The organism is Pedobacter nutrimenti, assembly GCF_003208655.1.
In the GTDB taxonomy this organism is placed as follows: Bacteria; Bacteroidota; Bacteroidia; order Sphingobacteriales; family Sphingobacteriaceae; genus Pedobacter; species Pedobacter nutrimenti.
On the sequence record NZ_QKLU01000012.1, the window covers coordinates 1 to 19930 of the forward strand.

Annotated in this window: 16 protein-coding genes; 6 read left to right on the plus strand and 10 right to left on the minus strand. The window is 35.6% G+C overall.

The features are described from left to right. Positions 1-154: 154 nt before the first annotated feature. From B0O44_RS24125 to B0O44_RS24155, 6 genes are all read left to right on the plus strand, one after another. Positions 155-865, plus strand: a complete 711-nt coding sequence (locus tag B0O44_RS24125; RefSeq protein WP_110834676.1) for a hypothetical protein — start codon at positions 155-157, stop codon at positions 863-865. 79 nt (positions 866-944) lie between these two features. Then, positions 945-1340, plus strand: coding sequence for a DUF6283 family protein (locus tag B0O44_RS24130; RefSeq protein WP_110834677.1), 396 nt, complete (start codon positions 945-947; stop codon positions 1338-1340). A gap of 789 nt (positions 1341-2129) precedes the next feature. Continuing rightward, positions 2130-2384: a hypothetical protein gene (locus B0O44_RS24140; RefSeq protein WP_110834679.1), complete on the plus strand. Its 255-nt coding sequence runs from the start codon at positions 2130-2132 to the stop codon at positions 2382-2384. Between the two features lie 173 nt (positions 2385-2557). Then, positions 2558-2878: a hypothetical protein gene (locus B0O44_RS24145; protein ID WP_110834680.1), complete on the plus strand. Its 321-nt coding sequence runs from the start codon at positions 2558-2560 to the stop codon at positions 2876-2878. Continuing rightward, entirely contained in the window at positions 2878-3258 is a 381-nt protein-coding gene (locus tag B0O44_RS24150) for a DUF1573 domain-containing protein (RefSeq protein WP_110834681.1), read from the plus strand. The genes B0O44_RS24145 and B0O44_RS24150 overlap by 1 nt, the downstream gene beginning before the upstream one ends. A gap of 175 nt (positions 3259-3433) precedes the next feature. Next, positions 3434-4969: an IS1182 family transposase gene (locus B0O44_RS24155; protein ID WP_110834682.1), complete on the plus strand. Its 1536-nt coding sequence runs from the start codon at positions 3434-3436 to the stop codon at positions 4967-4969. A gap of 342 nt (positions 4970-5311) precedes the next feature. Here the strand turns inward: B0O44_RS24155 and B0O44_RS24160 are convergent, their stop codons facing one another. The 10 genes from B0O44_RS24160 to B0O44_RS24205 all read right to left on the minus strand — a co-directional run bounded on the left by B0O44_RS24160 (position 5312) and on the right by B0O44_RS24205 (position 19929). After that, positions 5312-7951: an outer membrane beta-barrel protein gene (locus B0O44_RS24160; protein WP_110834683.1), complete on the minus strand. Its 2640-nt coding sequence runs from the start codon at positions 7949-7951 to the stop codon at positions 5312-5314. A 64-nt stretch (positions 7952-8015) separates the two neighbouring features. Then, a complete protein-coding gene (gene porN, locus B0O44_RS24165) occupies positions 8016-8843 on the minus strand; it encodes a type IX secretion system ring subunit PorN/GldN (protein WP_110834684.1) in 828 nt (275 codons plus the stop codon). A gap of 18 nt (positions 8844-8861) precedes the next feature. Continuing rightward, positions 8862-10391: a type IX secretion system motor protein PorM/GldM gene (porM, locus tag B0O44_RS24170; RefSeq protein ID WP_110834685.1), complete on the minus strand. Its 1530-nt coding sequence runs from the start codon at positions 10389-10391 to the stop codon at positions 8862-8864. 1 nt (position 10392) lies between these two features. Then, positions 10393-10917, minus strand: a complete 525-nt coding sequence (locus tag B0O44_RS24175; RefSeq protein WP_110834686.1) for a GldL-related protein — start codon at positions 10915-10917, stop codon at positions 10393-10395. 18 nt (positions 10918-10935) lie between these two features. Continuing rightward, complete coding sequence (locus tag B0O44_RS24180) at positions 10936-12219, minus strand: SUMF1/EgtB/PvdO family nonheme iron enzyme (protein ID WP_170123403.1); 1284 nt, start codon at positions 12217-12219, stop codon at positions 10936-10938. A gap of 20 nt (positions 12220-12239) precedes the next feature. Continuing rightward, entirely contained in the window at positions 12240-13346 is a 1107-nt protein-coding gene (porV, locus tag B0O44_RS24185) for a type IX secretion system outer membrane channel protein PorV (RefSeq protein WP_110834688.1), read from the minus strand. Then, positions 13346-14044: a PKD domain-containing protein gene (locus tag B0O44_RS24190; protein WP_110834689.1), complete on the minus strand. Its 699-nt coding sequence runs from the start codon at positions 14042-14044 to the stop codon at positions 13346-13348. Before B0O44_RS24190 ends, porV begins: the two co-directional genes overlap by 1 nt. Before the next feature lie 4 nt (positions 14045-14048). Further along, positions 14049-15113 carry a PKD domain-containing protein gene (locus B0O44_RS24195; RefSeq protein WP_110834690.1) on the minus strand — a complete coding sequence of 355 codons (1065 nt, stop codon included), beginning with the start codon at positions 15111-15113 and terminating at the stop codon, positions 14049-14051. 13 nt (positions 15114-15126) lie between these two features. Beyond that, positions 15127-16053 carry an immunoglobulin domain-containing protein gene (locus B0O44_RS24200; RefSeq protein ID WP_110834691.1) on the minus strand — a complete coding sequence of 309 codons (927 nt, stop codon included), beginning with the start codon at positions 16051-16053 and terminating at the stop codon, positions 15127-15129. Between the two features lie 15 nt (positions 16054-16068). Continuing rightward, entirely contained in the window at positions 16069-19929 is a 3861-nt protein-coding gene (locus B0O44_RS24205) for a hypothetical protein (RefSeq protein ID WP_110834692.1), read from the minus strand. Position 19930: the final 1 nt, after the last annotated feature.

Genomic DNA, 19930 nt, shown 5'->3' on the forward strand with positions numbered 1-19930 from the left:
CAGGAAAATATTGTTTAATCACCTGGATAAATTAACAAAATTCCTTGCTATGATTGGGTACGAAATTGTGATAAAAAAGATAAAATAAACTTGTTTTTTTGCTCTATATAGAGTATATTTATGTTAATAAAGCACTTAGGCTTAGTTAAGAAAGATGATAGTAAAAACAACGAGTTTAGCATTAAATACAGGAATAGCTTGCTTGAGCCCTAATGATTTAATCACATTTTTGAAGAGTAATTTTAATATTCTAACTTACCCAACCCTGTTTAAAGGACTTGAAAATTCAAACACAATTGTTAATCAAGTTATATTTAGAGCTGCAATTAATTGTAAGCAAGAAAATAAAGAGTTTATTATCTCAGCAGAGTTTGCTTATAAAAAAGCAAATGGGATCGCATTAAATCGTAGGAAAAGGTTTGTTAGAAGAATTTGGAAGAAAACACCTTTGTTCGCCATGTCCTTTATTAAAGAGCGATACAAAGACTACACTGAAGACCAATTGCTGAGCGACCTTTTAATCAATAAAAAGTATAAAAAGAGGCCAAAGTTTAAAAAAAGGCCTTCTTCTTTTGGATTGCGCGTCTCTCAAATTCAAAAACTAGCAGGATTGCTTAGATTTTCGGATGTTTTGGAGGTAGAAAGAAATACAATCTGTAATAAAATTGTAGGTTATGAAAATAGTCTAAAACATAAATTACCAATTTTATTAACTGTTCGATATGATAACGAAACCATGGTATATCAATTTCCTTGGAATGAAACTGAAACTAAGATTAAAACCTTTGTTTCTCTGACAAAAAAATTCAGTTCATTTAAAGAACTTGATGAAGGATTTAAAAATAAGTTTTCGTATGGAATTTAAGCAAACCAAGAAACCATTGATAATAATGATAACAAATCATTATGAATCATATTCGATATATATCTGATTCAATTTGATTATGAACTATAAAAGAAAACAACCGTGTAAAGATTGCCCATATAGGAAAGATTCAGAAAATCAAAAATGGTGCAAAGAAGAATTTGAGAATCTCTTAGATAAAGATGCCGATTTTATTGGGAGTGTTTTTGGGTGTCATAAAAAAGATAACCATGTTTGTGTGGGCTGGTTGATGGATCAAGTTAATAGGAATTTTCCATCTATAAGTTTGAGGTTTTCATTAATTTCTAATTCAGTAAATAGGAATTATCTTAATGGTTTGTACTGTAAAAGTGCAATGTATAGTAACATAAATGAGATGGTCAAGGCAAATTATCCGGAGCTTTTAAGGGAAAATATGCCAGTAAATAAGGATCAATTTTCTTTGAGATCTTCAGATTTAAAGCAAAATTTATAAGATATATAATATGGAATTGAATTTTGATGATAAGGAAGTTGACGACATTAAACGGGCATTAATAATTGCTATGCAAAGTTCGGATCATTGGAGTATGACTCCTTTGTTTGATAGGATTGAAAAAATATTGGAAAAAATAGAGGCTCAGATGAATTAGCCCATTATCTTATAATTAGCATTTTGAAAAAATTAAATATCGAATCCTAAACATGGAAATTATCAAGAATTTCAATCAACTAACAACCGAATTTAGAGTTATTTCTTTTTTAATCCTTTGTTGCTTAATAATGGGTACATTCTTAAAAGGATTACCCCGATTCTGGAAAGAACTATTTGGATTTGGTATTGCTGCATTATGTGCAATCTATTTTGTCATATATTCTGACTTTTATGATCTACATGATCATAGTTTAAAAAGACCTTTTTCCACTATTTCGGTTTTTGTAATTCTTATGATTTATCCAACGCTGCAACGATACATTTTGGGGTTAATGAATCCTAAAATAGGGCATCGCTAAAAGTATGACATTTTGTTGCTATCAATAGTGTCCACCTGGAGAACTTCCAGGACAAGTTTTTGATAGCAAAATTTCATGGCCGTCACAATACCAGGTGACTATTTTGCTATCAAAGTTCTTCCGGAGCGGACCTAATCCCCAGCGGATCCGGAGATAAACTGATAGCAACGGTTGTTTCTGTTTTATAATTTATGTTATCATTAAGGATTCTGTTGCCAAATATGGCGAAAACATGTACATTTACATTTATAAATCATCAAACTAAATTTTAATGGGAAGAGGTTATAAAAAAGTTGAGGTTGATTTAAGGAAAGCGACTCAACCATTGGCGATATATTTATCTTCAAAAGGCATTAAATATCCAGAAAGTCATATTATTTATTCAAGTCCTCGTACATTTTATTACAGGAACAAAAATCCAAAGACAATGTTACTTATTGAAGGGATCCGATTAGCTGAACATTTGAATGTAAGCATGGAATCCTTAATAGAAGATTTAAGTAATCATTCTATATCGTTTATCTAAATTTAGACACTCCCTTCTAAAAGAAGCATTCTTCCTAAAACTGATTCCGACTGATTTTTACCTGAAACCTATACTTTTCTTCTCCTTATAACATACACATAATATTGAAGTTGAAATTGCAGAATAATAGAGGGGAAATAACATCTATTTAATTTATTTTATTATTGCCAAATATGGCGAAACTTTGTACATTTGAAATACAAAGATTTAAAGCAATGGGAGTAAAAACAATAAGATTTGATGAGATTCAGGAGGAGCAATTACGAAAATGCATGAAGGTATTAAATGTAAGTGCTGCTCAAAAAGCATTTGATATAATGATTGTAAAACATGTTTCTATCCTTGAAAAAAATAAAGAACTTACCCAGGAAGTTCAAGATTTAAAAAATGAATTAAGACGAATTAAAGGGCAAGTAACTTCATATTTTAGAGCTACAGAATCATTTAATAACTTTGTTAAAACACTAGATAAAGAAACCATAAACCGTTACTAATGAAAAAGACAACTCTATTGTGCCTACTGGCTGTTATCCACTTATTTGCAAATGCCCAAATTAAAGGGCCAGGATTGAAATTTAATCAGGAAACCATATCTTATGGAAAAATCTCTCAGGGAGTTCCTGTTGAAAAAACTTTTGAATTTATCAATAATGGCAAAACCCCATTGATAATATCTGATGTTAAACCCACATGTGGATGTACCGCGGTGGATTTTACTAAAGTACCAGTGAAACCTGGTAAAAGTGGGTTTATTAAAGTTTCTTATAATGCTGCCACGACCGGACCCTTTAATAAAACGATTCAAGTTAATACCAATGCTGATACACCAATAAAGATTTTGACTATCACAGGTGAGGTATTGAAGGGGAAATAAACATGCTTATTCAATAAAGCAAAAGAGGATGTATCATAAATCATGATATGTCCTCTTTTTGATTTAATACTTTTCTTACTCTCTGGTCCATAGTGTTTTAGGTATATATTTTTCTGTTTTTATTTGTATTAAGTATTTGATTTTCATACATTTAAGCTATAAAAATGAATAAAACATGGCCTCAAAAAAACCTGTTTTCAAACCCTATAATCGGGATCAGCTTATGGCTTTTCCACCCACCTTTGAAGAACTCATCCCAGCTGACCATACCGTCCGGATTGTAGATAAAGTGATCAATGCCATTAATGTTGGACCTCTGCTGGAAGCTTATCACATTCGTGGCGCGTCCAACTATCACCCAATCCTGCTATTAAAAGTTTTGGTTTATGGTTATGTGACCAATACCTATTCCAGTCGCAAACTTGCAATAGCTTGTAGGGAAAATGTTCCTTTTATGTGGTTGAGCGGCATGAGTAAACCTGATCACAACACGATCAATCGGTTTCGTGGAGTTAGGTTAAAACATGCCCTTAGAAGTGTGTTTGAGGAAGTGGTTAAATATCTTGCAGCAGAAGGGCTGCTTAGTATTGAAGAGGTTTATACCGATGGTACCAAGATCGAGGCTAATGCCAATAAATACACATTTGTCTGGAAAAAGGCCATTGCGACCAACAAAGAAAAGATGAAAAAGCAACTGGCAGACATCTGGGATTATGCCCAGAGTGTGGCCACAGTTGAGGATCTTCTCCCAGAACCACCTACAGCTAAAACTGTCAGTACAGAGAGCATTAATGCTGCTGTTAAAAAGCTGAACGAAGTATTGGCGAACAATGATCAGGTAGATAAGAAAACCAAGGCTAAGCTAAGATACCTGACCAAGAACTATCCGCCGAATATCGAAAAATATGAACAGCAGGAGGCTATTCTTGGAGAGAGGAACAGTTACAGCAAGACCGATACGGATGCGACTTTTATGCGTTTAAAAGAGGATCACATGCTAAATGGTCAACTTAAACCTGCTTATAATGTTCAGATCTCCACCTCAAATCAATTTATTGTCAATTACACCATCCACCCAAATCCTAGCGATACGTTAACTTTAAAATCACATCTGCAGCAACACGAAGACAGCTTTGGACAGGCACCCAAAACATTAACGGCAGATGCCGGTTATGGCTCCCAGGAGAACTACAGCTTGTTAGAGAAAAAAGAGATTGAAGCCTTTGTAAAGTATAATATGTTCGACAAAGAGCAGGATGGACATTACAACAAAAAATATCCTTTTGCAGCTGGTAAGCTTTTCTACAATACAGTTAAGGATGTCTACATCTGTCCAATGGGGCAGGAAATGGAATACCAGGGGAATGTTAAAAAAATCACTTCAAGTGGCTTTGAACAAACCTCAAGAAAATACCAGGCAAAAAATTGCAACAACTGTCCACTGAATGGCGCCTGTCACAAGTCAAAAACCAATCGGATTATAGAGGTTAATGTAGATCTCAAAAACCAAAAACAAAGAGCACATGAAATGCTCAATAGCGAACAAGGAATTAGGCATCGAAAGAAAAGATGTTATGATGTTGAACCAGTCTTCGCGAATATCAAACAGAACCACGGGTTCCGCCGCTTCATGCTCAGAGGTAAGCAAAAAGTCGAGATAGAATGGGGATTATTAGCAATTGCACAAAACTTAAGGAAAAAAGCAGCTTAGAAAAGCTGTTTTTTGTACTTTTTGTCAAAAAATTAACTCAAAAATGGAAAACCAAGAAAATACTGTACTTGGACACTGATACGCAAAAAAGAAGAGGATGATCATTTTTTTAATAATGATACATCCTCTTTTTTGTTTATCAGGCTTATAAATCTGTTAAAACTCTTTTTTTTGTGCTTAAGGATTCATTTGCTATCAAGATTGATCAGCTGCAGCAGATCCTCGGCAAGATTTTGATAGCAAAACTTGTCGGCCGGCACCAGGCCTGGAGAGGGATTTGCTATCAAAGTTCTTCCGGAGCATGCCGGATCCCCAGCTGATCCGGAGACAAACTGATAGCAACTATTTTAAATCTGTCTTCTGAAAGCTATATTTTAATGTTAGAAGGAAATACCGACTTAAGCGCTCAGATTTATAATTACTAATTGTATTTGACATTACATCACGGTAAACTCCTATATTTTGGTTGAGTAAATCCATGCCTGACATTTTTATACTTGCCGATTTGTTTTTCAAAAAGGATAGCTCAACATTCAAATTAATAATAAGGGGATTTGTATTAGAAATGCCGGTATAACCAGAATTAAATTGTTTGTAGATATCATAACCCAATGCAAGGTTTTTGCTCAGTCCGAGCGCGCCATTGGTTCCTGTTCGTATACTTGAAGAAGTAGATGCATTGTTATTTCCAGGATATCTACTTTTATTTAATGAATAATCAATGGAGATTTGATTTTCAAATTGGTTTCCAAAAACTGTCCTCAACTGGATTTGTTGATTGAAGAGCCAATTACTACCGTTGCTTTTTACATCATTAAGAATGGAAATGTTATTTGATTGGTCTGAAGATCCATTTAGGTTCAACAGGAATTTACTTTCATTGATAGCTTTAGTAATCGAATAAAATACCCTAAATGACCTGAATCCGTCAACATTCTTATAACTTGTAGTTTGCACCAATGTTTCCTGGTTACTGAATCGATCTTGAATGATCTTATTATTTACAGTATTATATTCGAATCCAAAAAAAGCAGAACTTCCGGTTTCGATGTTCATAGTGTTATAATATAGCTTATAATTATTTCTAAATTCAGGTCGCAAATCTGCATTGCCAATAATTATGTTTTGCACATTCTGAATATCTCTAATGGGCATTAGCTGTTCAATTTCAGGACTTGCACTGTTACCTGAATATTCAAGTGTGATGGTTTTAGTTTTACTTAAATAATAATTTAATCTAACATTTGGTGCATAATCTGTCTTATTATTGGCCGTTTTAAGCTCTTTATTTGAGGCTTTGCCTTTGAGAACGCTATTTATAATATTGAATCCGATAGACGCTGAGAAGTTCTTATTTTGATACCGGTAGCCACCATTTATAGTTTGATTAGAAAAATCGCTTGAAAATCTCTCGTGTAAACTTTTTTCGACCGGCAATGGAGCATTGTTTAAATCATACAAGTCTGTTTTTATTTGATTAATTTTAGAAGTGTGATTTAATGAGATAGAAAAATCAAAAAAAGAGTGTTTTGCCACAGGTTCAATGTAACTTAAATTCAAGTTTGTAATATTTTGATGCATTTCTGAATTTGTTATTTGTCCCGGACTTAATTCAGGATTAACAATTTGATTATTCATTATTTCTCGGTATATATTTTCTTTGCTCTTTTGTGAATTGAAGTTTACTGATAAATTTCTTCCGATTTTCTGAAATCGATGATTATACAAAATTGAGCCCCCAAACTTTGGAATATCACTATTGTTCAATGAATGATTTCTAAAGTTGGATATTAAGTTCATATTATTTGTTTCGATAATTCCATCTCCTAGATTCGATAAATTATCAGACTCTAATTGAGGTGATATTTTTAAAAAATCATTTTTTGAAAATTTATATTCTACGTTAAAGGAGATCCTTTTTGATTTTGTCTTATTAGCGTTGCTTCGGGATTCTGTATTATAAATTGAATAATTCGGATAATATGTTTCCCTAAATATATTTTGGCTCGAATGCTGTTCTTGATTTCTAAGTTGGACACTACCATAAAGGATTAAACTTTCTGAATGGTTATTGCGGTAATTTATGGCAGTAGATGTGGTTGTATTTAGACCATCGGAATTCTCAGTTAAACCAGAGACACCATTAGATCCTTTAATTAAATTAGTATTGTTGATACCACCCAGGACTGTAAATTGTTGCTCTTTTAATTGTAAAGTCGAGGAAATTTCAGCTTGATACCTGTCAAGATTGCCGCCACTTAACAAAGCTGATCCGAATATTCCATTCTTAAACCCATCCTTTAAGTTTATGTTTATTATTTTATTTGCAGAACCACGTTTGTTACCGGTGATATTTGCCAAATCCCCATAATCATTTATGATTTGTACATTATCAATTAAAGATAAAGGGAATATGTTTCCAATGGTTTGTAGATCACCATCGAGATAGTCTTTACCGTTTATTTTAATCTTTTCTATTGGTATTCCTAGATACATCAACTGTCCATTGGGGGTAATGATTGTTCCTGGAATGCTTTTAATTACATCAGCTGCATACTTTCCCCTCCCAACTTTAATTTGGTCCGTATTAAACTGGATGGTATCTTCTTTCAATTCTATTTTTTTTCTTCCAATAATAACAACATCGTTTAATTGTCTTGATTCTTCTTTTAAAGTTGTCGTTGGAATAACTATTAATTTCTTTTCCCCTTGATAATTAAACGATGTTGTGATGCTTTTATATCCAATCATTTTAATATTAATATCAAAGAAACCCGTATTAATATTTTTAAAAACAAAAATTCCTTCATTGTCAGTTATAATTGAGGTAGAGCCTGATTTAGTTGATAATTTGATTGTCGCAAAGCTTATCGGTTGCTTTGCCGAATCAACTACCTTTCCAGAAATTGTTTTGTAATTCTGACCTTTAATACTCAATGATAAAGGTAATAGCATAGCCATTAATAAGATTATTCTTATCATAATTAGGGTTTATAAGAAGGATGATTATGCTCACCCGAAGGGTGAGCATTTGAGAAATTATATTTTATTGAATTCTGGATCCAGATTTTTCGGTTTTTAAGGATGTTTCAATTCTATCCGACTCAGCCTGAAGATCCCCATTTTTAACATAGTCTACCAAACGAAGGTTGTCTGGGGATGCCTCTTTGATGATTATACTTTTAAATTTCCTAAGAATGAATATATCATCATAGCTATAGTCTGTTGTATAACTTGCGGTTACCGGAATGGTTGCCAATATATTTCTTGCCTCTGGGAAATTTAACCAAAAGGCGGGTTGTTCATTTATTGTTTCTCCAGCAGCCTCAATTCTGATTAATGGGGCTATCCCTATTATTCTTGGTTCAACTACACCTGTTTTTTTATTGAAAATCCAATCTTCTTTTAATCTGAACTTTGTTATTGCATCTGGGTTAAAATCATTTTGTTTCATAACCCTTTTAACTTCATTCCCATTGTCATCATAAACAGGTACCGACACACTATCTGAAAACTTTGCTAATGCATCCTTAATGGATAAAGGGGTAATAAAAGCATCTCCACTTGGGTTATCTTTAGTTGTTGTCGCACTATAAGCCACAAGTTTTTCCTGCATAACACCATCCAGAAGTATGTCAATTAATCTAGATTGTGATGATTGAAAGAATTTGTTTTCTGGTTTTGTTAAATCAATATCCCTCCAAATTCTTCTAACAGATCCAACATCACTTGATTTTAATTCCGTATATGGTGTAGGTTTAGCATTTTTGAAATCTTTTGATAAAAAATATCCGTCTTTAGGATTTTCGAGGTTTTGTCCAAAGCAAATGCTAGTAATCGCAATTGATAGCGTTGTTATAATTATTTTTTTCATGTTAAATGGTCTTAAAGTTTAATTTGCTGTAAGGGCAATTGGGTCCAATTGGTGAGTTAGATTGTCGGGTCCTGTTGCTTGAATATTATCAAAGATGACCCTTGAACCTGGTGAAATATTTGCTATGGCCGACCTCATTTGTCCGGTCATAGCGTTTCCTGTGGCATGAAGTACCGTTGCATTATCTCCAGGCTTCATAATTATAAGTGTAAACCTGGTAATGGTGAACTTTGCATCAAAATCAAAGCCCTCAAGATTTGCGAATATCTTATCCTGAGATTTTATTGCAACTGTAGGAAGTACTCCGCCCGTTTTTCCTCCAAATTTGGCTCTTGGATCCGGAATCCTTTTTACTCTAAATTCAGATGACGAGATCTGTTGTGAACGACCAGATAATTCAGCGCTGACATTTATTTTAACTAAGCCAGGTGAGTTAACTTTAACAATGTACTCACCATTTGAACCGTGCAAGGATCCACCCGTCATATTCACCTTTATTTTTTCTTTAGGAATCCCTGGGGCTGATACATTTATTGGATTTTCAACACCTATATAGAGTACATTCATTTTTTTAGCATTTACAACCGCTGATGGTCTTGATACTTGAAATTGCTGTTCCGCTGTCCTATATTCCTTGAAAGTACCATCCGTTTGTTTAACTTTTATAAGCCCAGACCAACGATGTATACCCTCTGTTGCGGAACTTATGGAGTATATGCCCTTACCATTTTGAACAACTAATGAATTTCCATTTACTGAAATGTTTGGACTCGATTTAGAATCAGAGGCGGTTAAAAACACTTCAGCTTTATATGGCTGCCCTTGTATAATGTAACTTGAGGGCGCAACAGCAACTGCGGAAAATTGATCTAGGTTTACGACAGCTTTATCCATGTTTCCTAGAATACTCTTAATTATATTTGCTTCAGTAGCAATTAAATTTGTTTGTATCCTGGATAGGTTTGTTAATGCAGCCGTTAGCGGTATCCCCTCCCCAAAATTTTCTTCTTCCCAGGTAACCCTGGCACCAGATTTCTGTTTACCAGGTTCTTGAATTAATGTGATATTTATCTTACTTCTTTCGGAATCATCTAGTAATGATTTAATAGAGCTTTCAAACTCATTAATTTTTAGCTTTAATTCTTTCGCTTTTCCACCTTTGATCATAATCCTGGGTGATATATCAAAGTTGTCCTTTTTATTAACGTCACCATCATTTTCATTAAGACCACCACCTCCGGATTCAAGTTCTACTTTTAAATCCTGCAAATAATTTTGCAATACTAAAACTTGCGAACTTACTTTTTTGGCTCGTTCATAAATTGGCGTTGCCCTGGTTGGTTCTTCCTTTAATTTTGTTTTCTCAAAGGTGCTGTAAAGATTTTTGACGCTATTTTCTTCAGTTTGGCGTGCCTGATCAAATGTGTCCCTCATTTTTTTGAAGGAATTTAGTACACTTTCTGAAGTACTTATAAAAAATAGCCCTAAAACAATTATATAAGCTATTGAAATAAACGTCTGTCTGGGTGTTTCGTTTAATTCCGCCATCTTAATTAGATTTGAATGCGTTAATTTGTTTGCTATATCTTGTAGACAAGTCCTCTACGACATTATGAAGTGTTATGAATCCTTTGTTTAGAACATTCATATTGTTACCGGTCCTATCTATCATAACCTGTAATTCCTGAACATTTAGACTGGAAAGTTCATTTGGTTTTGAAAGTGCCTCAGCAATGCCTTTTATACCTATTTCATTGACCAGGGCAGTATTAATTTTTGAGTTCAGTTCAGTATTGTTTGCTAAGATTTCAAGGGTTTTATTTAACTCAGCCATTGTTATTTGTAAATCTGAGATAAAACGTTCATTTACCGGAGAACCACTAATTTGTGTTTTCGGCTCTTTGTAGGTGATACCCAAAATAATAAACATGATTATTTCAGCTACAAAGCCAGTAAGCATCACGTAATCTGAACCTGGAAAATGACTTATTTTTGCTGCCAAGCCAGCTATAATAATAGCGGCACTAAAGGATACAAATTTTTGAACTGGGAATTTTATGTTATTTTTTGACATTTTATTGCTTTTTAAAGGTTATTTACTGTTTTTGTTTATGGTTTTGAAATTGGATTTTCCAGGATTAAAATCTGGGGCCGGCATAACGCATCGGAACCCGATATACGATTTCGCCTCATCCTGTATTTCAGGTTGTCGTTCAGGAATGTTTTGAGTCGCTTGGTCTTTCCAGCTAGAACCAGCTATAACTTTTCTTTTAAGGGTTTCCGGATCTGAATCCTTTGCATCATATAATAGAACAGGATTAATTTTATGTACAAAAGCTTCCCACGATAAAGTATAGGTATTCAAGGTCCATTCAGAGACGTTTCCTACTGTGTTGTATAAGCCAAATTTATTAGGTGGTAGATAGGTAACGGGCATAGTATAAGTAAAAGCACTATCACCGCTTTGCAATGGATTGATCACTTTTTTTATTTTTATTTTCTTTTTAGAGACTGAATCTTTAATGCTTACTTCATTCGTGATCACAGAGGGTATCGAAACATATGCTCTTTGGGCTTCGGTTGGTAGATCCATCGTTAGACTTATCAACTTTGGATTTTTCATTTTATAATTGTAAGCTTTCCAAACCTTTGACCGCCAAGCAGCAAATGCACGTGCTTGTTTCCAGGTAACACCAACAACAGGATAATCATCAAAAGAAGGATTTGTGAAATAACTCTTAACCATTAAGTCGTTTTGAGAGTTTGGGAAATCACGATCCCAAACATTCTCATCCGGCCATACGTTGACAACTTCCTTGATTACACTGTAACCTGATTTTGATTTATCTGCTGATGAGGTTTCATATCTAAAATTTAGAATCTTTTTATTCAATTCGCCATTACCAGATTGATTATCATCGCCCTGGTTATACATTGGCCTTAATTTGTCGATAATTTTATAGTTTTTTGATCTCCAGATAGATCTTCCATCCCCTACTTTATCCCAGTTTATGTTTGCCTTTGCACTGGTGTCTTTCGTTCTCATTCGTTGGAAATAGGACTTATTATTTAGGTAATCAGTGATTGCTATTGAATCCCGAACCCAATAAACGAACTGACGGTATTGTTTATTTGTAATCGATGTTTTGTCCATATAGAAAGCACTCAACCTATATTTTTTCATATTTGTTGAATCTCCATTTTGTCCAGGAGTACCCATTGTTACATTCCCTGCAGGAACATAAATCATCCCAGGGGGAGCAACCAGATCCTTTGAGGAAGTTGCTCTTGTTTGTCTTGTATTGTAGGATCGTGTATTGCATGCCGAGGTTATTGTAATCAATAACAACATGACATAAAGCATTGAATTTTTCATCTGTAACAGTTTAAGTGGCATTATTCAATATTAAATGATAAGGTCAATTTCATAGAGTTCTTAAATGGAGAAAATGAATCGAATGGAAGATAGTATGCACCGTCCAGTTGAAAATTATGGTATTTAAACCCAGCCCCCAGTGTTCCGTATCTTTTCTCCCCTTTATTCTTGTGTTCGTAAACTAATCCACAACGGAAAAAAAATTGCTGCATGTAATCATATTCAGCACCGATACCGTAGGTCAAACCTTGAATGGTCTCCGTAATTCCACCAGGAGCATCAGTAAAAGAGGAAAAAATAGCTTTTACCACACTTTTTTCCATAGAACTACCCTTTGTTATATTTCCATTTTCGTCAATTTGAGGAGGCGTTGGGGTAAGGGGTTTGGTGATGTCAGCTCCAATTGTTAAGGATCCATTTACTCCAGCTAAGAAGTTGGCAGACCCCCCTATTTTTAAATTCATAGGTTGAAAGCCTGGAATTGTATTCGCGTATTTAATCTTTGTCCCGATATTGTTCAAAGACAGGCCATAGGCAAGTTTCGTGTCTTGGATGTATTTTTCGTAGTAAATACCTAAATCAAAAGATAAAGCATTAGCACTGCTAATTTCTAATTGTTCTGATTCTCCTATAGTCGTAACGCTTGAATGAATATATTTTACTCCCGCTCCAATGCCTAAACCCTCTGAAATCCGGATACTGTAGGTACCCCCAATTGTTAAATCAAAAGGCCTTTTTAACCCTTTTTCGATACCTTGATCATTACGATAAATGGTTTCCCCCATACTCAGATACCTCGCATAATAGCCAATGGCCTTATTATACTGGGGTTTTATATAACCGGATAAATTCAAAAAGTCCATCCCTTTATTCAAAGCTCTTAAATAAGGGGAATAAGAAGCTGAAATTGCCCCTTCTGAATCAGTAAAAGTCGTTTTTCCTGGATTCCAATAGGCCGAATACGCATCAGCAGGCGTAGCTACTCCAATTTCCCCCATACCTGCTGATCTAGCATCAGGAACCAGGTTGAGAAATGGAACTGAAACCGGTATAATGTTACTTTGTGCATTGCATAATAATGATATCATTATTATGCTGAGCGATATTATAATGATTTTTCTTCCCATTATTCCTTCACAATTAATTTTTGCTGAACTTCATTTGAGGCACCATCATTATCATAAACCTTGAGGGTTATGGTGTATTCTCCTGATTGAGGGAATATATAGTGCATTTTTGGGCTTTTGAGGATAAATTCCTGGTCATTAACTTTAATGGCGTATTTGACAAGATAACCCCCGAACTTTGCGTCTCCAGAGGTACTCCCTTCACCATTTATGATGAATTCTTTTGGATTATCTGTCGGATCAATTTTAAGAGCTGCAATTGGCGGTATGTTATTAAAGAATAAAATCCTAGTATTTAAGATTTGCTTTGCTCCAAATCTATTTGTTGCAGTAAATTGAATTTGATGTTGACCTAAACTTTCAGGTATATACTTAACAATAACCGTATTGTACTCTGATGGTAAACTGTTACCGCTAATTGGTTTTTCTCGGTATTCAATCTCACCTTTCCCCTGTGTTATTTGGTATGTTAATGAGTTGATTTCAGAATTTACTGAACCTAATTTAAGTTCAATTGGATAATACTTTTGGTCTGCTCTGATGACCTTTACTGAATCTGACAAATTGAGAAACAATTGGTCTCCCCTTTGAATACCAATATCAGGTGGTAGTGCATTTTTTACAAAGTAATCCTCCCTTTTATCGCAACCGGCTACTATGCCGGTTGCGATTAAGATTATGAAAAAGCTTCTTTTCATGAATTTAAATTTTTAAGAGATTAATTGAATTTTTTATTCCCTGACCAGATACCCTAAGAGTATATACCCCCTGGGCCATAGCAGGTAATTTTTCTATTGCAACTGTATTATTTCCAGGATTAACAAGGTAATCTTTACTATACACCCTGTTTCCGCGCATATCTATTAGTTCTATCCTGATGTTTTGATTTATCTCTGAACTCACGGATACATAGAATTTATCCTTAAATGGATTTGGATATGCGAAAAAACGTAAAGGTGAATTATCAATACCAGATGGGGGTATGATCACCGGAATATTTGGGGTGCTGGTATCTTGGCCAACTTTTATTAAATTATTCTTAGTTACGGTAAAATTGCAACCACCAGAAGTTTGTACTTTCAGAGTAATTGTAAAAGTTCCCTCCTTATAAAAATAATGTTTAGGATTGGCTTCATAAGATATTCCACCGTCACCAAAATTCCACTCATAACTTATTGCTCCAGGAACTCCACTCGTAAAAGTAATAGCGCCACCAAATGATACCTGGTTACTTGAATAAGTAAAGTCGCCACTTGGCTGATCTCGAATAAGATTAACAATAGTCGAAGTTGATGTGCATCCATTCTCATTTTTGGCGATCAAAGTGTAAGTTCCAGCTGGAAGATCTGAGAAAACAGATTTTTTATCATAACTACCTCCATTTATCGAATATGTGTTATTATCCAACGCATTTTCGATAGTTATGGTTCCTGTAGACAATACACAGTTTGGTTGAACTAGAATGACTTTTGGTGCCTCTGGAGGATTAGAAATTATGACATTTACTGGATCTGAAGCGTCGCTTTCGCAGCCATGTTGACTTATAGCTACAACGACATATTCCCCCGCTGTATTAACAGTAATATCCCTAGTTGTTGCAATCAGTTTCCCATCTTTAAACCATTTGACACCAGGGCTGGTGGGGCCAAGCAAAACAGTCGAAGAACCAGCACAAATAATTTTGCTGGAAGTTGTCTGTGCCTGACTGGTTCTTGCTCCTGTAATATACAGAAGCAAGAATAGTACATAACTGATTTTAAATTTCATAATTTGTTTTTACCTAGTATTGAATTGAAGGCTTGGCCGGACGAGCTTTTACATCTATTGTGACTGCATCAGAGGTTGCTGTACATCCAGTTGTAGTAGTTGCTGTTACCGTGTATAATCCGGAATTAGCTGAGCTTACGTTAGTCAGTTTGAGTACATTGGTTGTTTGTCCAGAAATTGGCGCACCATCCTTTAACCACTGATAAGTTACTGTAGTCGTTAAATTTGGATCTGAACTTGCCACAGATGCGGTCAGCGTAACATCATTCCTTTCACAAACTACTCCCGCTTTTTTCTCATCGTCACTTGCATAATTTCCGATATTGGTGGCAATTGTTGGTTTTGCCGCAAACGGATTAATTGTTACTGTCGTTTCTGCTGAAGTCTTTGAACAGGTTAAATCGGCCCCAGACCAAACCGGTACTATGGTTAAAGTATATGATCCGGATTGTGATACAGTATTTAAAGTAATCTTACTTGCATTGCTAATTACTGTGTTTGAACCAGTTTTACGCCATTCATATCTGTAGCTTAAGCCGTTGATACTTGTGGTTGGTATTCCAGACCCTGTTAACTCAACATTGTTACCACTTGTAAAACAGGAGTTATTATTCAAAGCTGTTATTGTTGGCGTTGCATCCGGAACACCTAAAACTTTTACTGCTGGTGATGCATCGGAGGCGCAACCATGTTCATTTATTGCAACCACAACATAATCCCCTGGTGTTGCTGCATCATAAGTTTTAGATTTTGCTGCTGAAATTAATTGGCCATCCTTGTACCATTGATAGGATGAGCCATCTACCGAGGAGGTAAGTGTTTTGCTTGTTCCACTACAAATAACTGTTGTATTTGCATCAGGACTTGTTTGTGCGGTTGCCTTGTTACCAAGTGCTAAAAGCAAGATCATTGCTGAAATCGTGTTTCTTAGATTTTTCATTTTATGTAACGGTTTTTAGTAATTTATAGATGGTTGATTCGGTTTGGTCCACACTGTGACTTTGAAGTATGGAGTCGTAAAAGTGTTTCCGTCTTTTACAATACGGACTGAATATGTTCCTTCAGAAGAAATAGAAATTGTTTTACTTGTTTGACCTGGTATTGCAGCCCCATCCTTTAACCAAGTGTATGCATCTGCTGTTGGAGCGGTCAGGGTTACAATTTTACCCTGGCAGAAATACATATTCCTATTTCCATTGCTATCGGGAGGATCAACTTTTACATCGGGATCCGTTGGAGTTGTAATTACGGGAGGAATAGAATACTTCGTAATTACGATTTCGTTGCTAAATGGGGAGGTACATCCATTAGCCGATACTCTTCTTGACTTATAGATGCCTGGTTCATTAATTATCAAAGTTTCATTACTTATGCCCAAGCTTACACCGTCTTTAAACCATTCCGTATTACCGGGAATGTCTGATTTAATGGTTATATTTTCATTTGAAAAAATCATAGTGGAGTTAGAAGTTATTTTTGGTGTTGTTAAATTGGTTACAGTTACTGTGATGGGGTCTGAGAAATCACTTTCACCACAATCATTTTGAACCTTGGCTTTATAAATTCCTTCTGAATTGATTGAAAATGAATAAGTGTCATTTCCATTAAGAATAAGGTTCCCGTCTTTGTAAATAAGCACTCGGCCTATAGCACTTACTTGAAATTGTACACTCCCTCCGTTACACAGATCTTTTGATCCACTAAGAATTTGCATACTTGGTTTTCCAGGAGTAGTTGAGGGGGCAGCAATTTGAATTTGATTGGAGTTATCTGATGTGCCACAGGAGTTTGTTTGGGTTACATAAAAGGTACCCCCTTGATTTACTACAAGAGAAGTAACGTTTTGGGCAACTAAAACTTGATCTTTATACCATTTCAGATTTACTCCTGATGTTGTTAAGGTAATAGACGCACCATTACACAAGCTACCGCCAGAACTTGATAAGACTGGAGCATTCGGTTTTTGAGCTGTAGGAGTGGGTAAACTTACTAGTGTTTCTGAACTTTCGCAGCCTTCAAGTGTTCTAATTGCAACCCTATATTCACCTGGTGGAAGATTATCAAATACATTGGAAAATTGCCATGAACGTACCCCATGAATTCCATATTGAAGTCCCATCGCTCCCATTTCGACAGAAAAAGAGCCTGTTGGGTTGTCACATGTGGGCTTTGTTACGCTGGAAATTACAGGTTTGCCTGGTAAATCCGGTTGATTGTTTATTGTGACTGAGGATCCACTACTTTCACATCCATTAGATGTTTGAATTCTCAGCACGTAAGTCCCAGGACTTAAATTTGAAAAAATATTACTTGTTTGATAAGTTAAACCATAATCTATGGAGTATTTTGCTCCTGGAATTATATTAATGTTTATAGTTCCTGTAGAAGTAGTACAGTTCGGATGAGTTATTGAATTTACAACCGGTGGACTTGGCTTAGTCGGTGGTGTTGTAATTGTTTGTGACAGTTGGTTACTCTCGCAACCAACGGCATTTTTAATTTTAAACACATAATTACCGGGGGTTAAACCTGTAAAACTATTACTTTCTTGGTAATTTTGTCCATTATCCTTTGAGTAGGACGCACCGTTAACATACGAAAGAGTTATTGAACCGGTAGGAGTAGTACAAGACGGTTGAAATAAAGATTCAATGACAGGAGTTGCCGGAGCATCGTTTCTTATAATTGTTCCCTGTATCGTTTTGGGATCAGAAACGCATGTACCCTTTACTGCTCTAACCATAACATCATAAGTCCCTGGTGCTATTGAAAATGAATTTGATGTTTGCCAGTTTGTTATACCATTAACAGCATATTGTATTGTCGTTCCTGGAGGGGCTGTAACATTATTAACTGTAATTGTTCCGAAATTTTGGCCACAGTCAGGCATTCCGATACTTAGTGTAAAGGATGTTGGAGCTTCTGGTTTGTTATATTCCGCTATAATGGAATTACTAGAGGTAGATTCCCCGCAAGTATTTGAACGAGTCGCATAATAAGTACCAGGGGAACCGGGAATTGTAATACTGGTGATTTGAAAAGTATTATTTAAATACCAGTTTACAGGCATTCCGTCATTTGAAGATAAAATAGCCGAACCATTGCACAGGTCTCCGGATATTGAAATTGCTGGTGCTGTTGGAGTGCTGTTGGTGGTTACTGATATAGTGTTTGATGCAATCGAAGTACCGCATGAATTTGAGGTAGTTACATAATAATTGCCCGCAGAATTTACGGTAATAGAGTTCCCGGTTTGTCCATTTGACCAGGTAATATTTGAACCTGTTGCAGTAAGGGTTACGGTCGCACCATTGCACAGGGCCGTTGAACCACTTGCACTAACAGTAGGTGCAGTAGGTGTATTTCCTGTATTTACGGTAATGACGTTTGAGTTTGCTGAGTTTCCACAGTCATTGCTACTAACTGCATAATAACTACCCGCAGAATTTACGCTAATAGAGTTCCCGGTTTGTCCATTTGACCAGGTAATATTCGATCCTGTTGCAGAAAGGGTTACTGATCTGCCATTACATAAGTTTGTACTGCCGTTTGCACTTATTGTTGGGGGTGTAGGTACAGAGCCGGTAGTTATAGTAATCGTATTTGAAGCGGAAGAGGTACCACATTCATTAGTACTTACGGCATAATAATTACCCGCAGAATTTACGGTAATAGAGTTCCCGGTTTGCCCATTCGACCAGGTAATATTTGAACCTGTTGCAGTAAGAATTACGGTCGAACCATTACACAAGTTAGTATTACCGCTTGCACTAATGGAAGGAGCTGAAGCAATTGATCTTGCAGTAATGGTTATTTGATTTGATGTTGGAGAACTTCCACAAGCGTTAGTTGAATTTGCATAATAAGTGCCAGGTCCAACCATAATTTCATTTCCTTCAGCCCCATTTGACCAAATTATGTTGCTGCCATTAGCAGTTAGTTTTGTTAAGGAACCGGAACATACAGAAGAAGCATCAGTGGAAATTATGGGTGCAATTGGGGGGGCATTACATACATTTATTGTTTTGGTAATAACTGTTGGGCCTGCATCATTTAGGGTGTATTTGGAATATGAAATAACATTATCACCTAAGTTTGCTTTTGACGGATCAAAATAATATCCTGCCGGGTAGTAACCTGGTGGAAGTCCAGGCGGGTTATAGCTTGCGGGTTCAAAATAAGCACCGGGACCAGAAATAACGTCAGTCCGGTCTCCTTCACCAAAAAGATAATATCTGGGATTTGTGGATGATGTTTTGGATGGTAATGTCGCAGGGAAGGTCATGGCATCAGAAAAGATCTTCATATTGAAAGAATAGCTTGTTGGAAAATCGCCAACGCCATTCGCATCTACATCAATAACAGCATATTCTATGGTAACATTTAAATATTTGTTACTCTGAATCCGATTAGGGCTATATTGAACAATAAGTGGTTTGAATCTGTTAAAAGATATTGCCCAGTCAAATTTTCCATTATAAGATCCAACAACATGAGAAAGAGATACGGTCTGTGGACCTGATATAGTAAATGCAGCATTATCATTGGTTGAAGCGAACGAAATCCCATAATAATGTTGTCTAATTTTGCCGCCGACAATTTCTTGGGCCATTATATGCCCTTTAGCTAAGAATTCGAGAAATGTTACTCCCAAAACTCCCTTTGGACCATTATCCGGAAGATTATTAGCTAGGTAATAGTTACTGTAATCTGAAACAAGATTTGCTCCTAAAGCCTTAGAATAAAAATAAGGCGATTGGGCATTGCTCAGTTGAAAACATAAACAAGTTATGAGTAAAAGAAATATCTTCTTCATA

Coding starts and splice junctions, on each gene's coding strand:
- B0O44_RS24125 (WP_110834676.1), top strand. CDS start 155: ATGATAGTAAAAACAACGAGTTTAGCATTAAATACAGGAATAGCTTGC.
- B0O44_RS24130 (WP_110834677.1), top strand. CDS start 945: ATGAACTATAAAAGAAAACAACCGTGTAAAGATTGCCCATATAGGAAA.
- B0O44_RS24140 (WP_110834679.1), top strand. CDS start 2,130: ATGGGAAGAGGTTATAAAAAAGTTGAGGTTGATTTAAGGAAAGCGACT.
- B0O44_RS24145 (WP_110834680.1), top strand. CDS start 2,558: ATGGCGAAACTTTGTACATTTGAAATACAAAGATTTAAAGCAATGGGA.
- B0O44_RS24150 (WP_110834681.1), top strand. CDS start 2,878: ATGAAAAAGACAACTCTATTGTGCCTACTGGCTGTTATCCACTTATTT.
- B0O44_RS24155 (WP_110834682.1), top strand. CDS start 3,434: ATGGCCTCAAAAAAACCTGTTTTCAAACCCTATAATCGGGATCAGCTT.
- B0O44_RS24160 (WP_110834683.1), bottom strand. CDS start 7,951: ATGATAAGAATAATCTTATTAATGGCTATGCTATTACCTTTATCATTG.
- porN (WP_110834684.1), bottom strand. CDS start 8,843: ATGAAAAAAATAATTATAACAACGCTATCAATTGCGATTACTAGCATT.
- porM (WP_110834685.1), bottom strand. CDS start 10,391: ATGGCGGAATTAAACGAAACACCCAGACAGACGTTTATTTCAATAGCT.
- B0O44_RS24175 (WP_110834686.1), bottom strand. CDS start 10,917: ATGTCAAAAAATAACATAAAATTCCCAGTTCAAAAATTTGTATCCTTT.
- B0O44_RS24180 (WP_170123403.1), bottom strand. CDS start 12,219: ATGAAAAATTCAATGCTTTATGTCATGTTGTTATTGATTACAATAACC.
- porV (WP_110834688.1), bottom strand. CDS start 13,346: ATGGGAAGAAAAATCATTATAATATCGCTCAGCATAATAATGATATCA.
- B0O44_RS24190 (WP_110834689.1), bottom strand. CDS start 14,044: ATGAAAAGAAGCTTTTTCATAATCTTAATCGCAACCGGCATAGTAGCC.
- B0O44_RS24195 (WP_110834690.1), bottom strand. CDS start 15,113: ATGAAATTTAAAATCAGTTATGTACTATTCTTGCTTCTGTATATTACA.
- B0O44_RS24200 (WP_110834691.1), bottom strand. CDS start 16,053: ATGAAAAATCTAAGAAACACGATTTCAGCAATGATCTTGCTTTTAGCA.
- B0O44_RS24205 (WP_110834692.1), bottom strand. CDS start 19,929: ATGAAGAAGATATTTCTTTTACTCATAACTTGTTTATGTTTTCAACTG.